General features: G+C 60.2%; 10 protein-coding genes, 1 tRNA gene and 8 pseudogenes. 10 read left to right on the top strand and 9 right to left on the bottom strand.

The window, feature by feature from the left end; genetic code table 11:
• Positions 1-157: 157 nt before the first annotated feature.
• Positions 158-639, top strand: a pseudogene (locus tag EN804_RS18140) (transposase); the annotation flags it as partial.
• Between the two features lie 98 nt (positions 640-737).
• Here EN804_RS18140 and EN804_RS18135 read toward each other — a convergent pair.
• The 4 genes and pseudogenes from EN804_RS18135 to EN804_RS18120 all read right to left on the bottom strand — a co-directional run.
• Positions 738-890 (bottom strand): annotated as a pseudogene (locus tag EN804_RS18135) (IS3 family transposase); the annotation flags it as partial.
• Positions 891-1,031: 141 nt separating this feature from the next.
• Positions 1,032-2,201 (bottom strand): Xaa-Pro peptidase family protein, encoded by a 1,170-nt coding sequence (locus EN804_RS18130; RefSeq protein WP_164761741.1) that lies wholly within the window; start codon positions 2,199-2,201, stop codon positions 1,032-1,034.
• A 176-nt stretch (positions 2,202-2,377) separates the two neighbouring features.
• Positions 2,378-2,513 (bottom strand): annotated as a pseudogene (locus EN804_RS38035) (IS256 family transposase); the annotation flags it as partial.
• A 54-nt stretch (positions 2,514-2,567) separates the two neighbouring features.
• Positions 2,568-3,762 (bottom strand): annotated as a pseudogene (locus EN804_RS18120) (IS256 family transposase).
• An 812-nt stretch (positions 3,763-4,574) separates the two neighbouring features.
• Here EN804_RS18120 and EN804_RS18115 point away from each other — a divergent pair.
• Positions 4,575-5,357, top strand: coding sequence for a class I SAM-dependent methyltransferase (locus EN804_RS18115; RefSeq protein ID WP_127310300.1), 783 nt, complete (start codon positions 4,575-4,577; stop codon positions 5,355-5,357).
• Positions 5,358-5,500: 143 nt separating this feature from the next.
• On the opposite strand, the pseudogene EN804_RS38030 reads toward EN804_RS18115, so the two are convergent.
• Positions 5,501-5,764: pseudogene (locus tag EN804_RS38030) on the bottom strand (IS3 family transposase); the annotation flags it as partial.
• Between the two features lie 316 nt (positions 5,765-6,080).
• On the opposite strand from EN804_RS38030, the gene EN804_RS18110 reads away from it, so the two are divergent.
• Entirely contained in the window at positions 6,081-7,373 is a 1,293-nt protein-coding gene (locus tag EN804_RS18110) for an LLM class flavin-dependent oxidoreductase (RefSeq protein WP_245463608.1), read from the top strand.
• Between the two features lie 188 nt (positions 7,374-7,561).
• Positions 7,562-8,607: pseudogene (locus tag EN804_RS18105) on the top strand (IS3 family transposase).
• Between the two features lie 208 nt (positions 8,608-8,815).
• Here the strand turns inward: EN804_RS18105 and EN804_RS18100 are convergent.
• Positions 8,816-9,460 (bottom strand): annotated as a pseudogene (locus tag EN804_RS18100) (transposase).
• 89 nt (positions 9,461-9,549) lie between these two features.
• On the opposite strand from EN804_RS18100, the pseudogene EN804_RS38025 reads away from it, so the two are divergent.
• A pseudogene (locus EN804_RS38025) lies at positions 9,550-9,627 on the top strand (IS6 family transposase); the annotation flags it as partial.
• Between the two features lie 25 nt (positions 9,628-9,652).
• On the opposite strand, the gene EN804_RS18090 reads toward EN804_RS38025, so the two are convergent.
• The 3 genes from EN804_RS18090 to EN804_RS18080 all read right to left on the bottom strand — a co-directional run bounded on the left by EN804_RS18090 (position 9,653) and on the right by EN804_RS18080 (position 12,204).
• Positions 9,653-10,873, bottom strand: coding sequence for an integrase arm-type DNA-binding domain-containing protein (locus EN804_RS18090; RefSeq protein WP_127310301.1), 1,221 nt, complete (start codon positions 10,871-10,873; stop codon positions 9,653-9,655).
• 210 nt (positions 10,874-11,083) lie between these two features.
• Positions 11,084-11,159 (bottom strand) — tRNA-Phe (locus EN804_RS18085).
• 172 nt (positions 11,160-11,331) lie between these two features.
• Positions 11,332-12,204 carry a helix-turn-helix domain-containing protein gene (locus tag EN804_RS18080; protein ID WP_127276325.1) on the bottom strand — a complete coding sequence of 291 codons (873 nt, stop codon included), beginning with the start codon at positions 12,202-12,204 and terminating at the stop codon, positions 11,332-11,334.
• A gap of 104 nt (positions 12,205-12,308) precedes the next feature.
• Here EN804_RS18080 and EN804_RS18075 point away from each other — a divergent pair, with 104 nt between their 5' ends.
• The 5 genes from EN804_RS18075 to EN804_RS18055 all read left to right on the top strand — a co-directional run bounded on the left by EN804_RS18075 (position 12,309) and on the right by EN804_RS18055 (position 18,554).
• Positions 12,309-13,580, top strand: coding sequence for an ABC transporter substrate-binding protein (locus EN804_RS18075; RefSeq protein WP_127276327.1), 1,272 nt, complete (start codon positions 12,309-12,311; stop codon positions 13,578-13,580).
• 128 nt (positions 13,581-13,708) lie between these two features.
• Entirely contained in the window at positions 13,709-14,569 is an 861-nt protein-coding gene (locus tag EN804_RS18070; RefSeq protein WP_135881036.1) for a sugar ABC transporter permease, read from the top strand.
• A complete protein-coding gene (locus EN804_RS18065; RefSeq protein WP_127276331.1) occupies positions 14,566-15,402 on the top strand; it encodes a carbohydrate ABC transporter permease in 837 nt (278 codons plus the stop codon). The genes EN804_RS18070 and EN804_RS18065 overlap by 4 nt, the downstream gene beginning before the upstream one ends.
• An 8-nt stretch (positions 15,403-15,410) precedes the next feature.
• Positions 15,411-16,490, top strand: a complete 1,080-nt coding sequence (gene ugpC, locus EN804_RS18060) for a sn-glycerol-3-phosphate ABC transporter ATP-binding protein UgpC (RefSeq protein ID WP_135861953.1) — start codon at positions 15,411-15,413, stop codon at positions 16,488-16,490.
• 36 nt (positions 16,491-16,526) lie between these two features.
• Positions 16,527-18,554 (top strand): aldo/keto reductase, encoded by a 2,028-nt coding sequence (locus EN804_RS18055; protein ID WP_135861952.1) that lies wholly within the window; start codon positions 16,527-16,529, stop codon positions 18,552-18,554.
• The last annotated feature ends 16 nt before the right edge of the window (positions 18,555-18,570 follow it).

Raw genomic sequence — 18,570 nt, 5'->3', positions numbered from 1 at the left:
GGTATCAACGGCCGCAGCCGTTTGGAACACAGCCGCTCCGATGCCTCCCACAAACACCACGAGCGCTTCGCGAACATCGCCGCCGTAGCGAAGGCTGTGCCTCTTGTTGCCAGGTATCTTCGACGCGCGTTGACGGAGCACTCGGATCGCATGCTTGCGCAATGAGATCGAAGCGCAGGCCGACGAGCTGTTGCGGCACAGCCAGGATTATCAGCTCCTGCGACAAATCCCGGGCATTGGACCGATCAACGCATTGACCATCATTGCCGAAGCCGGCGATCTTCGCCGTTTCGCTCATCGTCGCCAGTTTCTAAAGTTCTGCAGGCTGGACCTCTCGACACAGCAGTCAGGCCAATATCGGGGCCAGACCCGCCTTTTCAATTCGGCAATGCTCGGCTGCGCCCTACCCTGTGGATCGCCGGACAAGTCGCGATCCGCCAGCGGGAGAATGGCTTCCGTCATAAGTTCGAAGGCTACATTGCGAGCGATCGCGACAATCCCGATCTACGCCGCAAGGCAATGACCGCTATCACCGCCAAGATGGCCCGCGTCGTGCACGCTGTCGTCAAAGGTGGTTCCGACTTCCGGCCCTTCGTCGTTGAAGGGCGGGTGCCAGGTGGAAGAACCTCTGTCAGCTAGCCGTAAGGGCATCGCTTCGATGACCCTGTAGATAATCTCGGGTCTTCCGCCTGGATCAGAAGCTCGTATCGAGGACGGTGAGGGCCGCTTTCCTGCGGCATCACGAGAAGACGCCGGTAGCCGAACCGGCGACGCTCCTGCGCGATCGCCTTCATCCGCTCGCGAAGCTCGCGGTCGTCCGGCCTGCTGGTCTCGTAGCGAACCGTCATGCGGCAACAGCCGATGGCTTTACACGCCCGCCGTTCGCTCATTGCCCGCTGAAGCGACGGCGCGCTTCGCAGCTGAGACATGCTCAGAGGGGCCTATCTTTGTGTCGGCTCACCGCAAGACCAGAGTGTTCGCGAAGAAGGCGGTAAATCCGCGTCGATTATTCTCCGAATGAATAATTCCAATTAGAGCAAAATTTCGGGAAATCGTTCTGCAGAAAGCGTTGTAATGAATTCTGCGCCGTTCTTTGTCACCACGGCAACCTCCTCCAACTGGAATACTCCACCGCACATTTCGTATTTCGGCTCGACGTGGATGATCATCCCCTCATGAATCACCTCCTTCGAGGTAGCCGCGATCGAGGGTGGCTCCGTCAGGTTGCGTCCGGACCCATGGCCGATCCGGGACGCAGTTGCGCTCGGCAACCCCAACTCAGTTTGCTTGGCAAACGCTTCGAACGCGCCGTAGACATCGGCACCGGTCATGCCCGGCCTAATTGCAGACAAGGTCGCGGTTGTTATGTTTCGAACCTGAGTGTAAATGCTTTGCTCTTCGTCGGTGACGCGGCCGGCCTTCGCAATCCGATTGACGTCTGAAGTCGAAGCCAACATGCAGCAACCGATATCAACCCAAATGAAATCATCTTTTGCCAGCGCCCGATCGCTCGGCGGCAGGCTATAAGCGAAATCCTCTCGTCCAAAACGCACCGGGAGCCACGGAACCGAATCGGCGCCACGTTCGATCAGCTCGAGGGTCAAGGCCTTGGCGAATCGTTTTTCCGTCGTGCCCAGCGTCAAATTGTTCAAGCAATGGTGGAACGCGCCATGCGCGATCCCGAGCGTAAGCCGCTTCTGGGCAATTTCCGCCGGCGTCTTGATCATTCGGATGGGCCAAATGAAATCTGCACCTTCCAAGAGCTGTGCTGCACGAAATTGGGCGTTTAGCTTGTCAAGCAAACTGAGGGAACCGAGGCCGAAACTCTCGAATCCATAATCAAGCGCAATTCTGCGAAGGTCGGCCTGCCCGAGAACTTCGACCACTTTATCAACCGCACCCTCGATGAAGCCGGAATACTGCCGGTGCATCACACCTGCAGGCAGCTCGGGCGTTTGAGAAAATGTCTTCGCTTCGGCAGCGGCTGCCACGACCATCACCGTGTCGCTCTCTTTCAGAACGACCAGAAAGTACGGCCGAGCTTTAGAGATCCAGAACAGGGACTTGTAGCCTGTAAAATATTCAAAGTGGTCTTGGTCTGAGATCACAAACGCATCAAGAGATTGTTCTGCCATGCACTTCCGGAGTGCGTCGATGCGTCTCGCGTACTCATCACTGCGCACGAGTAGTCTATCGGACATGTGTCTCACCTCAATTAAAGGGGCCGGCATTTATACCCGTCTTTGCGCCGCAGCTTGGCGGCCGCCGCTTCCGCCTTGTCAGCAAGCGCTACGCCATACGCCTGCCCAAGGGCAGCAAACCGAAATGGCCCGGCCATTTCCTCCAGATCGACGCCGTCTAGCCGTGTGTTGTCCGCTTCCTCCACTCCGTTCGTCAGCTCAGGGATAGCTTGGCGACCACTTGGCCAGCCATGCTGCGAGATCGCGTCGGTCATAGACCCAGCGCACACTTCCTACATGCAATGCGCCATGCTCCCTACACAGGTGATCGAGCCCTTTTCGGTTGTGTGCGTCAAGTTCTGCAAAAAGGGGCGGCCATGAAGCTGGTCATGCGGCTTGGCGCAAAGCGAGCTTCTTGTGCTCGCGCAGTCGTCCATGTTGATGTAGCGGTTGGCCTCCATCCAGTTTTCGTTGGTTTCGACGGCCAGCGACCTGACCAGGCGCAGGCAGCTTTCGGCGTTCGGGAAGATGCGCACGACATAGGTGCGCCGGCGGATTTCCTCGTTGAGGCGTTCCAGCATTTTGGTGGACTTCAGGTGCTTGTGGTGCTGGCGCGGCAGGCAAAGAAGGTCAACGTGCATTCGATGGTCTCCTCTACCCAGCTCGTCAGGCGCGGATAGCGGCCCGACCATGTGGCAAGCCATGCGGCGAGATCGGCCTTGGCCTCGGCGAGATCGCGCCGGTCGTAGAGCCAGCGCAACTCCTGCAGGCAGTCGTCGCCGTGCTTTCTCGGCAGGTGATCGAGCGCGTTCCTGAGGAAGTGCACGTAGCAGCGCTGCCAGGCGGCTTCGGGGATCACCCCGCCGATCGCCGCGACCAGGCCGGCATGGTCGTCAGAGACAACCAGCTCGACGCCCTTGAGGCCGCGCGTCTTCAGCGCGACGAGGAAATCCCTCCAGGCCGAGCGGCTTTCGCGATTGGCCATTTCCACTGCCAGGATCTGGCGCCGCCCGTCCCAGTCGATGCCGACCGCGATCAGCACCGCCTGGCTCGTGACGATGCCGGCCTCGCGCACCTTCTCGTAGCGGGCATCGAGGATGAGATAGGCAAAGGGCTCCTGAAGCGGGCGCTCGGCAAAGGCCTTCAGGCTCTCGTCCAGCCGCTTGTTGATGGCCGAGATCGATGAGGCCGAGAACGCATGGCCGCACAGCTCTTCGGTGATCGCCTTGACCTTCCGGGTCGACACGCCCTGCACATACATCTCCGCAAGCGTGGCCACCAAGGCCCGCTCGGAACGCTGGTAACGCTCGAAAAGTTCGGTCGAGAAGCGGCCCGCCCGGTCCTGCGGAACCCGCAGCTCAAGCTTGCCGACACGCGTGACAAGGGTACGGCCATAGTAACCCGAGCGATAGCCGAGACGCTCCGGCGTGCGCTCGCTCTTCGAAGCACCCAGCGCCTCGTCCATCTCGGCCTCGAGCACCTCCTGCATCACCGCGCGGATCACCTCGTGCAATCCATCCGGGTTCGAAAGCAGAATGTCTTTGACGGCAGCGCTGGCGGTCTTACTTTCTGTCTTGGTCATGGTGGCGTTCCTTCGCGGGAATCGGTGACGTGAACAATCACCAGCCTGCCATGACCGCCCTCTCTCAGCCGAACCCTCAGCACGCTACCCCTTTCTCCGTTGAAGAGGTCCCTGCCTACCGTTTCAATTAGGAAGTGTTCTATCTTTGCCCACTCGGGTCACCGCCGTGAAGGACAGCTTGGCAGTTCGCATTGAGGAAATGCACCTAAGGGTTCGTTGGTTCTCCGGAGCGCTTCGAGATGCTGAGACGGCGAACCTTTGCTGCACCGGGTCAGCGCGCTGGGGCGACACACGGTTCCACGGATCTCTGGGCGCACAAGGCGGGCCTGGGCGAATGCTTCGCTTAGCCGAGCCGACGTAAGCTAGATCCAGATCAGGAAAGCCGTTGCCCCCAAGCAGCCGTGCTCGGAAATGAGTTCGAACCGGACCCGCTATCATCATAAACGGCCTCTGAAAATGCCAGGCACGAAGGCCTTTATCAGAGCCACGCGACTACGCCCTCATTGCCTCAGATACTTCTTGTATCAGAGGCAGCAATCACAGAAGGCACAACTTACTATTCAGGAGCAATTCAGACGAACGATGCGACAATTGTCGGGTTTGTCGCGGCTGTGACAGGCTTGTTTGGCCGATGGCTCATTTTTCATCCGCAGGTAGACGGCGCAAACTGGTCGAAAATTCTTCGCACCAGTTCGATAGACAAGTTGGCACGATTTTTGAAGCCTTTCTTCCAAGGCAGCGCGCCGGCTGGGCTGCCGGGGCTCATAGCGAATGGCCCGATGTAAGAAGTCAACAACGCAGTGGAGTAGAAGATGGAAGTTACGAGTAGGCGGTCTTTTGGAAGCTTTTCCGAAATAGCGAAGTTTTATCCTGCGTTCCCTCCGTTTTCCCGGCGAGTCCTTCAATCTCTTCTCGATGAAGTAAAGCACTCCGCCGAGCGTCCGATCTTCGGGGATATCGGCGCAGGTACTGGCCAAATTGCCTATGCCTTAGCTGACATGGGACTTTCAGGGTATGCTGTGGAACCTGATAGTCAGATGGTTGAGGTGGGGCGAAAGCTAGGCCCAACTTATCCTGCCGTTTCCTGGATCAATGCACCGGGAGAAAGCACGGGCCTCGCCGACGCATCGCTAGATTGGGTTTGCTACAGCCTGTCGTTCCATTTGACGAACGCGCGCGAAGCACTTCGCGAAAGCATGCGAATCTTGCGGCCTCGCGGGTTTTTCACCATTGTGACCCTTCTTGCAGATCTTGAGAGGGATCCCTTTCAACTTGAAATCGAAAATAGGATACGCGATATGGCACCCGCTTTGCGACGGGCGGTTACTACACTCGTCGGTCAAATGGGAACCTACGAACCGCTCCTCAATCAATATCCCAATCTGGGCAACTGCATCTCTCTCGCTAGCACCGAAGCTGTATCCATGAGCGAAGAGCGGTTTGTCAAGTTTTGGGCTGGGAGACATGATATCCCGAGTCAAGTCTCACCTGAGCATTGGAATTCCATACTGCAAATGATTGCGGAGACGTTTCGAAGGTGGCAGCCGGCCAGCCTGCGATTTCGCTCTATCGCATGGCATGCTCAACGCGGGTGAGGTGATCACATAAAGCTAATCGATTTCGTCATGGAGCCTGGGCTTAGTCAAGAGGTAGAGATGACAAGCTGTATGAACCGCGCCAGGTTTCGGAGGCTGTTTGCTTTGAGACGCGCCGCCATGGCTAGCTTTTCGAGTATGGCCTAGTAGCGTTCCCCTAAGGGCCGGCGGGATGTTGCTGATAAGCTCCAGCAGCCGGCGATTACTGGACCAGTCGATCCATTCCAGCGTCGCGAACGCCACGGCCTCGACGTAACGCCATGGTCCGCATGGAGGGATCACCTCGGCCTTGTGTAGAGCGGTAGTCGTTACGACAGAGCGTTGTCAAGGAAATTGCCGACGCTCCCAACCGAGGTCTCGACGCTGGTCTCCGCCGAGCTCTCAGTGAATTCGATCAAGGCGTATTGGCGAGTTCGAGCGATGGTTCGCAATATCGATTGTGTTCACCCAAAGAAACCGTCCGAGGCGAGAAAAAAGGCATGATCGCATACAAATTGACTTCTCTGATCCTATCGCGGGCCTGATCGCAAAGGACATCACAATGTCCTTAATCCGCCAATAGCTGGGGTATATCTTGCGCCTTGCGGGACAGTTTGGCTCTGCCCTCTAGTGGCTTAAGAAAATGAATGTAAAACAGCTACGTAGCAGTAGGAGTTCTAGATTGGCGCGACCCTTGCTTCGTTAGCACGTATACATAAATTAAAAAATGAAGAGGAAAGCAGAATGTCACGACAAATGAAGTTCGTAGCGTTTCTCATGGCCGGGCCAACTTTCCATCATCACGGCATGTGGCGTCATCCAGAAACAGAAAACAGGTTTCTCGACCCGGCATTCTGGGAAACGCTGGCTCGAACCCTTGAGGTCGGCAGATTTGACGGATTATTCTTTGCCGATACCCTGTGCTTCCACAGCGAAAACGCTATGGCTCGGGGAGGGCAGATGTCGCTACTTGATCCTGTCCCTCTTATCGCGATGATGGCGCGAGCGACGTCGCGCATTGGACTCGGCGTGACCATTTCCACAAGCTTCCAAGAGCCCTATGCGATAGCCCGAGTGCTTTCATCGCTCGATGTGCTGAGCGGCGGCCGCATCGCTTGGAATATCGTGACTTCCTCATACCACCGGGCGGCGCAGAATTTCGGCAAGGATGCGCTCCCGGGGCGCGACGAACGCTACGACCGCGCCGAGGAGGTCCTAAATGTCTGTCTTGACATGTGGACGGGTTGGTCCGATCACGCCCTCGTCATCGATAAGGAAAGCGGCGACTTCATTGACGAAGCGAAGATGCGCCGCACCGAGATCGCCGGGAAGTTCGTCGGTGCGAGTGGCATGTTCACCGTTCCACCGAGCCCTCAGCGGCATCCGGTCATCATGCAGGCCGGATCGTCACTGCGCGGACGCAAATTTGCCGCCACCTACGCCGAGCTCGTCTTTACGCTCCAGCATTCGTTGCCGGACATGCAGGAGTTCTATGCTGACATGAAGCATCGCCTCGACAGCGGGGGGCGGAATCCGGACGATTGCTCTATCTTGGTCTCGGTGGACCCGATCGTCGGCGAAACGGAATCGATTGCGCGCGAGAAGCAGGCTTACATCAATGAACTTGTCGAACCTCGCATCGGGATCCCCTTAATGTCAGCCCATACCGGACTCGACTTGTCACAATGGCCGATAGACAAGCCGATTAGCGACATTCCGGCAGAGGCCGGCTCTCGTGGCTCCTTCGATGTCATCCTGCAGGGGACCAAGGCCGGCAATCTCACGCTCGGAGAGGCGGCGAAGCGCTTCGCCACAAGCGAGCTCTGTCCTCAACTCGTCGGCACGCCCGAGAGCGTGGCCGACCAACTCCAGGAATTTTTCGAGAAGAAGGGCTGCGATGGGTTCATCGTCACGCCCACTGAAATGCCCGGCTCTTTTGAGGCCTTCACTCGATCAGTCGTGCCCATCCTCCAAAAGCGTGGACTCTTCCGCAGGGAGTATCCGGGCTCGACACTCAGAGAAACGCTTAAGGTGTAAGGCCTCCCAAGGGCACCGCAACGTTAACTGAAAACTGAGGGAAATCTGCGGTGTAAAGCGATTCCTCTGACTCTCTGATCCCTGAAAACTGGATCGTTCAAAGTGGAGTTTCCGCGGTAACATCCCTTGGCTGGGAGGAGCTGAAGGCGATGGAGGCATCGAAGTTCTCGGACGCGCAGTAGGCGTTCATTCTGAAGCAGGGGCCGGACGGAATCCCCGTCGCGGAGATCTGTCGTAGGGCGGGATCAGCCAGGCGACGTACTTCAACTGGAAGAGGAAATACGACGGACTGCTGCCCACCAAGATGAAGCGGCTGAAGCAGCTTGAGGACGAGAACTGCAACCTCAGGAAGCTGGTGGCCGATCTGTCCTTGGACAAGGAGATGCTGCAGGACGTCAATCGAACACTGTGAGGCCTGGTCGCAAACGCGAGCTGGTGGCCGAGACGTGTGATGAGTGGAACGTGTCGATCCGGCGAGCATGCCGGGTTCTGGAGTTCGACACGTCAACCTATCACTACAAGTCCCGCCGCCGCGATGTCAGGCCGGCATCGAAGCTCGGATCAAGGACATCTGCGCCACACGGGTCCGCTAGGGATACCGGCGCGTGCACGTGATGCTCACGCGCGAGGGCTGGGACATCAACATGAAGCGAACCTATCGAACTTGCAGGGACTTGGGTCTGCAGCTCAGGAACAAGACGCCGAGCCGGCGTGTGAAGGCGAAGCTGCGGGAAGGCCGGGAGGAAGCCGTCGGGCCGAACGACGTCTGGGGATGGACTTCGTCCAGCTCGCGACGGGCAAGAAGATCCGTGTGCTGACGGTCGTCAACACGTTCTCCCGCCATGTGCCTGTGCTCGACCCGCGGTTCGGCTATCGGGCGGAGGATGTGGTCAGGGCACTGGAACAGGTCTGTCCGAAGATCGGCTATCCGAAGACGATCCGCGTCGACCAAGGCTCTGAGTTCGTCTCCCGCGACCTCGACCTATGGGCTAGGCGAAAGGCGTGACGCTCCACTTCAGCAGGCCGGGAAAGCCCACCGACAACGCCTACATCGAAGCCTTCAACGGCCGCTTCAGGGCGGAGTGCCTGAACGCCCACTGGTTCCTGACCCTTGCCGACGCGACCGAAGGATTGGCGCAGATACTACAACGAGGTGCGCCCGCATGTGGCGATCGGGCACAAGGCCCCGATCTCGTTGCTTCATGCCAATGGCGCCGCCAGCCCGCCATCGTGAGAAAGCCGGGAAACTCTACCTTAAAGGGCTTTCTCGGCGCTTCTGGTGCAGGCATGTATTCGGCCTTTGAGTGCGGCTCGTTCATGTCGCTGGCCCTGATGTAGTCCGCTGATCGGATCCCAGACAGGTTAACGCGCTTTCAAGCGGCACCCACTGAGCGGGTTAGTCCGACCCCGGCTCGACGGTTCGCCATCACACCATCAGCACCTCACCAATCTCTGAATCCTTCGCGACCGGGAGCCTCAAAGCGTTGGCCGGTCGCCATCAACGCCCTGACGGTCCTCGCCATCTTGTTCGCTAAGGCGACGGCGACGACGTTATATGGTTTCTTCGCCAGCAGTTCGGTAGCCCAGCGGGTAGACGCCACTTTGCTTTTTGCGCTGAATCGGAGCACGGCGTGGGCACCGACCACGAGTAGACGACGGAGATATGGATCGCCCTGCTTGCTGATCCTGCCGAGGCGGTCTTTACCACCCGATGAGTTTCGCCGCTACGGTCGCAGCGATCGCTTGCAGTGATTGGACCTATTCGAGGAGTTGTATCGAGCAGACGGCTCAACCGCTTCGCAGATCGCCTCGGGATCCATCGCCTCATTCTTCTGCCTCTTCACATTGACGTACGACGCCGGCATGAGCCGAACCTCGTGACCCAGCGCCATTAGGACCCGAGCCCAGTAGTGTGCGGTCGCGCACGCCTCGATTCCGATCAGGCACGGCGGCAACACCTTGAAGGAACCAGCGACATCGTCACGACGCAGCTTTCGGCGGAGGACTGCCACGCCCAACGCTTCTACGCCGCGGATCTGAAAGACGTGCTTGGCTATATCCAAACCGACTGTGCTAACCTTCTCCATGGACGGCTCTCCCTTATGTGACTTTCGACAGCCACACTTTGGCACATTGCGATGCCGGGAGCGGAGGCCGTCCACCGCATCAGGTCACGATGTTGAAGATTGTTCGAGATCCGCTCTATCGCCGCCATCGTTTTCCTGGCGAGATCATTGCGCATGCAGTTTGGCTGCTACTTCCCTTCTCCAACTGAGCCTTCAGTTAATGATGTCACGGTTCCCGATTGAGATCACTCGCGCGTTTTTGCTCTCCAGTTCATCCAGATAATCGGCCCACCATTGCATCATCTTGACCCGCTCTTCCCAGTGCTCTGCCCGGGCATACGCACGACGAACGTCGTTGTTCTCAATATGGGCCAGCTGACGCTCTATGGCGTCCGGATGCCATTTCCCGCATTCGTTTAGCAGAGTTGATGCCGTTGCTCGAAAACCGTGCGCCGTAGCTTCTTCCTTGCCAATGCCCATACGGCGCAGGGCGGCGTTAAGCGTATTGTCGGAAATCGGACGCGAAACCGATCGAACACTAGGAAACAGCAGCGATCCACCACCAGAGATTTCTTTAAGTGAGGTCAGGACGCTGACGGCCTGCCTTGAAAGGGATACGCGGTGCGGCCGTCGCATCTTCATCCGTCCTTCAGGGATGGTCCACACCGAGCTTTCGAAATCGAACTCGTCCCATCCACTCGCGCGCAACTCGCCGGGCCGGGGAAACAGCAGCGCCATCAGCTTCAGGGCGGCTCGGGTTGTAGCCTGTCCGTCAAATGTATCGATCGCCCTCAGCAAGCCTCCCAAGGCCTTAGGATCGGTAATTGCGGCACGCGACGTGACTGTCGGGCTGATGAGTGCGCCCCTCAAAGCGATAGTCGGATCTGCCTCGGCGCGTGCGGTCGCGATTGCGTACCGCAACACGCTCCCGACGGTGGAGCGCAGTCGCCTGGCCGACTCGTATCGACCGCGAGCTTCCACGCTCCTTAGAGCGGTAAGAATTGTGGCCGAATCGATCTCCCGGACGCCTTTGTCGCCAAAGGATGGATAGGCAAAATCGAGCAACCATTTGACTTTGGTGATGGTCCGATCGGCACGTCCTTCCATCTTCAGCTTGTCGACATATTCCTCCGCGATTGAGCGAAACGTGTCCTTTGCCGAATGGAACTTTTGCAACTTACGCTCCTGTGCCGGGTCGATGCCACGAAGGAGTAGGCGTTTGGCCGTATCGCGCGCCTCGCGTGCCTCAGCGAGGGAGATTAGGGGATAGCTGCCCAACGCCAGAAGTTTCTGCTTGCCGCCAAAACGATAGGCGAGGCGCCAAAGGCGAGATCCGGTAGGCTGCACCCAAAGCTGGAGCCCACCACCGTCAGACAATTTCATGAGCTTGGAAGTGGGTCGGGCATTTCGGCATTTCACATCGGAAAGGGCCATTTTCGGGGCTCCATTTGGCTGGACGATACCATCAGAATGTCCAATACCAGCAGAAATACCAGCCCTCCGCCTCGTTGGACCAACTACCCCGAAATTCTACAAGACCCGACCAACTGCACCTTGTGTGCCAAAATCGGCAACGATTTCCGCTGCTTGCAGAAACAGAAGCGTAGAAGCTTCGGCGAAGGAGATTATCGGGAGAACAGGGGATGGTGCCCAGAGGCGGATTCGAACCACCGACACGCGGATTTTCAGTCCGCTGCTCTACCAACTGAGCTATCTGGGCCTGCTCCGGCTAACGAAAAGTCGTGTTCCGGATTTCATGAAGGCACCGTGGGCGCCCCTTGAAAGCGCGTGGGTTATAGCACGGGAATTCGGCCTGTCCAGCGCCCAGGTGTGGATTTCCCGCAGGAAAAGAAATGCCGCCCGATGGGCCGGTTTGCATGCCGTGCGCCCGCCTATCTGGCGCCTGCCAGGCCTTTGCGGAAGTCGGATGGGGTCATGCCGGCCAGCTTGCGGAAGGATTTGTTGAAGGCGCTGAGCGAGCCGAAGCCGGAGTCCATGGCGACGCGCAGCACGTTGGCGTCCTGGTGCATCAACAGTGCCTGCGCATAGCTCAGCCGCAACAGGTTGACATATTCGTTGAGCGTCATGCCGGTCGATTTCTTGAACAGGCTCATGGCGTATTTGGGGTGGATGTCGGCGGCCGCCGCTATGTTCACGCAATCGATGTCGTAGAGGAAATTCTCGGCGATGAAATCGCACATGCGCCCGACATTGCGCGACGATTGCTGGTCGAAGGGGTTGCCCGCTTCCTGTCCGGCGGTGTTTACCGGCACCAGCCGGTAGGGCTCGAACCTTACCCGTTCCAGCCGCAGCAGAAGTTCGTTGACGGCATGCTCGGCCTTGGCCGGATCGCCCGAGCGGGCATAGCGGTTCCAGCGGGCGAAATTGTCGTTGTCGGATTGATCGGTGGCGCTGGTCACCAGCGTCGCACCCGTCATCAGCCGGTGGCGTATGTCCGCGGGCAGGTGCAGCCGAAAGAAATGCACCAGCGGCAGATGCGCGCCGGCATAGACGGCGTCGTCGCTCAAATCGTCCATCTGGTGCGGCAGGCCACCCCAGAACAGGCACATCTCGCCGGCCGAAAGCGATATTTCGTGCTCGTTCATGCGGTAGTGGACGGAGCCGCGGACGATGAAATTCACCTCGACCTGGGCATGCCAATGCGGCTTCAGCATCACCAGGGGGCTGGTGTGGAACATCTGCAGCAGCAACGGCAGGCCTTCCACGCTGCTGGCACCAGGCTGGTAAAACGGCCGTTCGGGCATCTTACTTTCCGCCAATTTCGTATTCCCTTTGTCGGGGACAGGCCCTTGCCGGTGCCTAGTCTAGCCAGGCTCGCAGAGAGAGCAAATGAAATGGGAGGATTTCAATGCGCATCACACTGTCCTGCGCCGTGCTCGCGCTTGCCTTGGGCTCAGCCCCGGCCTTCGCGCAATCCGGCGAAATCACGATCTGGAGCTGGAATGTCGCCGCCTCGTCGCTGAAGGCAACGGTTGCCGGTTTCAACAAGCTGCATCCCGACATCAAGGTCACCGTCCAGGATCTCGGCAACCAGCCGACCTATGACAAGTCGATCGCCGGATGCGCGGCCGGCGGCGTTGGCCTGCCCGACGTCGTCACCATCGAGAACGGCGAGGCCGAGAATTACTGGAGCCAGTTCCCCGACTGTTTCGTCGACCTGCACACGCTGGGCTACACAGCCGAGGACCAGAAGAAATTCCCCGATTTCAAGCGCACCGAACTCGAAGTCGGCGACAAGGCCTATGCCATGCCGTGGGATTCCGGTCCGGTCGCCGCCTTCTATCGTCGCGACTTCTACGAGAAGGCCGGCGTCGATCCGGCATCGATCAAGACCTGGGACGATTTCATCGCCGCCGGCAAGAAGATCCAGGCCGCCAATCCGGGCGTCTCGATGACCAATGCCGATTTCAACGGCGACAGTGAATTCTTCCGCATGATCGCCAACGAACAGGGCTGCGCCTATTTCGCCGAGGACGGCCAGTCGATCACGGTCAACCAGCCCAAATGCGTCGACGCCATGACCAAGCTCAAGGAGATGAAGGACGCCGGCATCGTCTCGTCGGCCGACTGGGGCACCAAGATCACCAACAACACCGCCGGAACCGTCGCCACCCAGGTCTATGGCGGCTGGTACGAGGGCACCATCCGCACCGAATCGGCGGGCGAAAACGGCAAATGGGGCGTCTACCTGATGCCGAGCCTGACCGCGGACGGCCCGCGTGCGGCCAATCTCGGCGGCTCCTCGCTCGCCATCACCTCGGCGTCGAAGAACAAGGAAGCTGCCTACGAGTATTTGAAATACACGCTCGGCACCAATGAAGGCCAGATCACCATGCTGAAGGAGTTCGGCCTCGTCCCCTCGCTGGTCTCGGCGCTGAACGACCCCTATGTCGGCCAGGGCCTGCCCTACTGGGGTGGCCAGGCGGTGTGGAAGGATATTCTGGGCACCTTGCCCAAGGTTGTTCCGAGCCGCGGCACGCAGTTCCAGAGCGATGCCGAGATCATCGTGCGCGCGGTGCAGACCAAATATCTCGCCGGCGGCTATCCCGACGCCAAGGCGGCACTCGACGATGCCGCCAGCCAGATCGCCTCGGCGACCGGGCTGCCGGTCAAGTCCTGAGGTGCTGACAGCTTCCTTCTCCCCGTCACTATACGGGGAGAAGGTGCCGGCAGGCGGATGAGGGGCGGCGCCTACTTCGGCAATTGCTGCCTCACTAACCGGAAAAACAGAAAGGAGGAGGAGAAAAGATGCGCAACCGCAATGCGACGGCCTATCGCTTTCTAACGCCCTATCTCCTGATCTTCGCCATCTTCTGGGTGTGGCCGATCATCTCCTCGTTCCTGATCTCGTTCCAGGCGACGCGCACCGTGCCCTGGCGCTTCGCGCCCGGCTTCAACTGGGGCCGGCTGATCGGCGACCCCGCCTTCTTCAACGCGCTGAAGAACACGCTGCTCATCCTGGTCATCCAGGTTCCGGTGATGATCGCGCTGGCGATGGTAATGGCGGTGCTTCTGAATTCGCCGCTGCTCAAGGCGCGCGGCCTCTACCGCTTCGCCTTCTTCGCCCCGGTGGTGGTCGGCGAGGTCGCCTATTCGGCGGTGTTCCGGCTGATGTTCAGCCTCGATTTCGGCATCGTCAACAAGCTCCTGAACAGCGTCGGCCTGCCCAAGGTCGATTGGTTCTCCAACGTCACGCCGGCCATGGCGCTGATCATGATCGCGGTCACCTGGCGCTGGGCCGGCTACAACGCCATCATCCTGCTGGCCGGCATGCAATCCATTCCCGAGGATGTCTATGAGGCGGCGACGCTCGACCGGGTGAGCAAGCTCAAGCAATTCTTCCACATCACCCTGCCGCTGTTGAAGCCGGTCATCGTCTTCTGCGCCGTGCTGTCGATCATCGGCACCATGCAATTGTTCACCGAGCCGTTCCTGATCACCGAGCGCGGCGGGCCGGGCGGCGGCACCGAGACGCTCGGCCTGCTGCTCTACCGCCAGGGCTTCCGCTCGCTCAATTTCGGCTATGCCTCGGCCGTGGCCTACACCATGGCGGGGCTGGCGATCGCCATCACGCTGGTGCAGCTGTGGCTGACGAGGGAACCGAAATGAGCTCGCTCTCATCGGCAAGACTGAAACGAAGCATCGCGCTGCACCTATTCCTGACGCCGCTGGCGCTGATCTGGCTGTTTCCGCTGTGGATGATGGTGGTGTTCTCGACCATGCCCGACAATGGCATCTTCAGCCCCGGCATCGAACTGTTGCCGCACGGCAATTTCATCGACAATTTCAACAATCTGCAGCATGACACCGACTTCGTCGGCGCCATCGTCATCTCCGTTTGCGTGGCGGTGACCTACACCGTCCTGTCGGTGCTTTTGACCTCGATGGCCGGCTGGGCGCTGGCCCGCTACCAGTTCTTCGGCAAAAGCGTGGTCGTCGCCATCATCCTGGGCACCATCACGCTGCCCTATGCGGTGGTGCTGATCCCGCAATTCATCATGGTGGCGCGCGACTTCAAGCTCGCCAACACATGGGTGGCGCTGATCGTGCCGCCGCTGTTCAATTCGCTTGGCGTGCTGTTCATGCGCCAGAGTTTTTCCATGATGCCCGACGACCTGTTCGATGCCGCCCGCGTCGAGGGCGTCAAGGAGTGGCGTATCTTCGTCTTCATCGCCTTGCCGTTGGCGCGGCCGATGCTGGCCGCGCTCTGCATCATCCTGTTCCTTGCCTCCTGGAACAACTATCTCTGGCCGTTGCTCATCAACAGCCAGCCGGGTTCGATGACAGCACCCGTGGCGCTCGGCACGCTGATCGGCCTGACCAAAGTCTCTTGGGGCGGCATCATGGCGGGCGCGGTGATGCTGACCGTGCCGATGCTTGTCGTCTTCGTGCTCCTGCAGCGTCATTTCATCGCCGGCATCGCCGCCGGCGCGGTCAAATAGGGAGCAGAATGGCAACCGTCACGCTCACAAACGTCGCCAAGCGCTTCGGCGCCTTCGAGGTCGTCCACGGCGCCAACATCGACATCGCCGATGGCGAGTTCGTCGTCTTCGTCGGCCCGTCGGGCTGCGGCAAGTCCACGCTGCTCAGGATGATCGCCGGGCTCGAGGACATCAGCGGCGGCGAGATCGCCATCGGCGGCAAGGTGGTCAACGATGTCGAGCCGGCAGATCGCGGCATCGCCATGGTCTTCCAGTCCTACGCACTCTATCCGCATATGAGCGTCGAACAGAACCTCTCCTTCGGGCTGCGCATGACCGGCAACCCCAAGGCCGACACCGAGCGGCGGGTCAAGCGCGCGGCCGAGATCCTGCGCATCAGCGAATTGATGGACCGCCGTCCCAAGAAACTCTCCGGCGGCCAGCGCCAGCGTGTCGCCATCGGCCGCGCCATCGTGCGCGAGCCGCAAGTGTTCCTGTTCGACGAGCCGCTCTCCAATCTCGACGCCGAACTACGCGTGCAGATGCGGGTCGAGATCTCAAGGCTGCACAAGGAACTCGGCGCCACCATGGTCTATGTCACCCACGACCAGACCGAGGCGATGACGCTCGCCGACCGGATCGTCGTGCTGCGCGGCGGCCATGTCGAGCAGATCGGCCGGCCGCTCGATCTCTATGACAATCCCGACAATATTTTCGTGGCCGGCTTTGTCGGTTCGCCGAAGATGAACTTCATCAAGGCCCACATTGTCGGGCGTGATGCAAAAGGCGTCGTGGTCGAGCTGGCGGGCGAGGAGAAAACCCGCTTCACGCAGCCCCTGAAGGTTGCGGCGCCTGAACCTGGGAGCAAGGTCATCGTCGGCGTGCGGCCCGAACATTTTGGCAGCGCTGGTGAAGGCGCCGCCGACCTCACCGCCGCCATCGACGTGGTCGAGCACCTCGGCGGCACCAGCTTCCTTTACGCCAGGACGAGCCATGGCGAGGACGTCGTGATCCAGCGCGACGCGGCAAAGGTCCCCGAGACATCGGAGGTCACCGTTTCCATCCGCAAATCCTACCTGTTCGACGAAAAGGGGCTGCGGCTGCGCTGACTGGCCGCACCTTTTCAAGCCCGCAAGGAGAATGACATGACTGTATCAACGCCCATTCGCTGGGGCATCCTCGGGCCGGGGGGCATTGCCAAGGCCTTTGCCGGCGGCGTCGCCGGGTCGCGCACAGGGACACTGGTCGCCATCGGCGCCCGCAACCCCGGCAAGCCGGGCCTGGCCGAGAGCTTCCCAGGCGCCCGCATCCTCGATGGCTATGAAGCGCTGCTTGCCGATCCGGAAATCGACGCCATCTACATCGCGGTACCGCATCCCGGACACGCGCAATGGGCGATCAGGGCTGCGGAAGCGGGAAAGCATGTGCTTTGCGAAAAGCCGCTCGCGCTAACGGCCTTCGAGGCCGACGCCATGATGCATGCGGCGCGAAAGGCCGGCACCTTCCTCGGCGAGGCCTTCATGTACCGGCTCCACCCGCAGACGCTGCAACTGGTGGACCTGGTCAAGTCGGGCGTCATCGGCGAGATCAGGATGATCAAGTCGAGCTTTGGCTTCGCCATGCCTGATTTCATGCCGGAGCATCGGCTCTACGCCAACGATCTTGCCGGCGGCGGCATCCTCGATGTCGGCGGCTATCCCGTTTCGATGGTGCGCCTCATTGCCGGCGCCGCCGCGGGAGAGCCATTCGCCGAACCCGACAAGGTCGCCGGCATCGCCCATCTTGGTCAATCCGGCGTCGACGAATGGGCCTCCGCTGTCCTGCATTTTCCAGGCGGTATCGTCGCGGAAGTTTCCTGCAGCATCTCGCTCAACCAGGACAATGTGCTGCGTATCTTCGGCACAAAGGGGCGTATCGAGGTGCCGGACTTCTGGTTCGCCGGCGGCGACCGCGATGTCGGCCTCGGCCGGATCGACGTGATCGGCGCCGACGGTACGCGCGAGACCATCAGCGTCAACGAGAAGCGCCACGTCTATTCCTTCGAGGTCGATGCCGCCGGCGAGGCGATCCGCGCCGGGCGGCAGGAATTCGCCTGGCCGGGCATGGGCTGGGCCGACAGCCTCGGCACCCTGCGCGTGCTCGACAGATGGCGTGCGGCCGTGGGACTGGAATATGAGATCGAGAAGGCCTCGCTGCGCACCAACACCATCTCAGGCCGGCCCTTGCGTTCGGGCGGCACGGCGATCGGCAAGCGCACCATTCCGGGCGTGGCGAAGCCGGCTTCGGTGGTGGCGCTCGGTTTCGAGGATTTCCGCACCTTCTCCTCCGGGTCGATCCTGCTCGACGCCTTCTTCGAAGCCGGCGGCAATCTGTTCGACACCGGCTATGTCTATGGGGGCGGCTACACCGAGACGCTGCTCGGCCAATGGCTGAGGAACCGTGGCGTGCGTGAGCAATCGGTCGTTATCGCCAAGGGCGCGCATTCGCCGCTCTGCTATCCCGACGTGATCGGCAAGCAGCTTGCCCAGTCGCTCGACCGCCTGCAGACCGACCATGTCGATATCTATTTCATGCATCGCGACAATCCGGACGTGCCGGTCGGTGAGTTCGTCGACGCGATGGATCGCGAGGTGAGGGCCGGCCGCATCCGGGGACCGTTCGGCGGCTCGAACTGGACGATGCAGCGCATGGACGAGGCGATTGCCTATGCCGAGCGCACGGGCAAGCAGAAGCCGGGCGTGCTCTCCAACAATTTCTCGCTGGCCGAGATGCTGGAACCGATCTGGGCCGGCTGCATCACCTCTTCTACCGATGACTGGAAGGCCTGGCTGACATCCAGGCAGATGCCCAACTTCGCCTGGTCGAGCCAGGGACGCGGCTTCTTCACCGATCGCGCCGGGCGCGACAGGCTGGACAGCGAGGAACTGGTGCGGGTCTGGTACTCCGAGCGCAATTTCGGCCGCCGCGACCGCGCGATCGAACTCGCCGCCCGGCTGCGCAAGAGCCCGATCCACATTGCGCTGGCCTATGTGCTCAATCAGCCTTTCCCGTCGGTTCCCTTGATTGGGCCGCGTACGCTGGGCGAACTGGACGACAGCCTGCGGGCGCTGGACATCGCGCTTTCGCCCGCCCAACGCGAGTGGCTGGACGGCGGCAGCCTGCACGCGGCCTGATGGAACGAAGCTCGAA

Source organism: Mesorhizobium sp. M8A.F.Ca.ET.161.01.1.1, from assembly GCF_004792105.1.
In the GTDB taxonomy this organism is placed as follows: Bacteria; Pseudomonadota; Alphaproteobacteria; order Rhizobiales; family Rhizobiaceae; genus Mesorhizobium.
The sequence above is the reverse complement of the archived record's forward strand: the minus strand, read 5'-3'. Positions and strand labels throughout refer to the sequence as shown.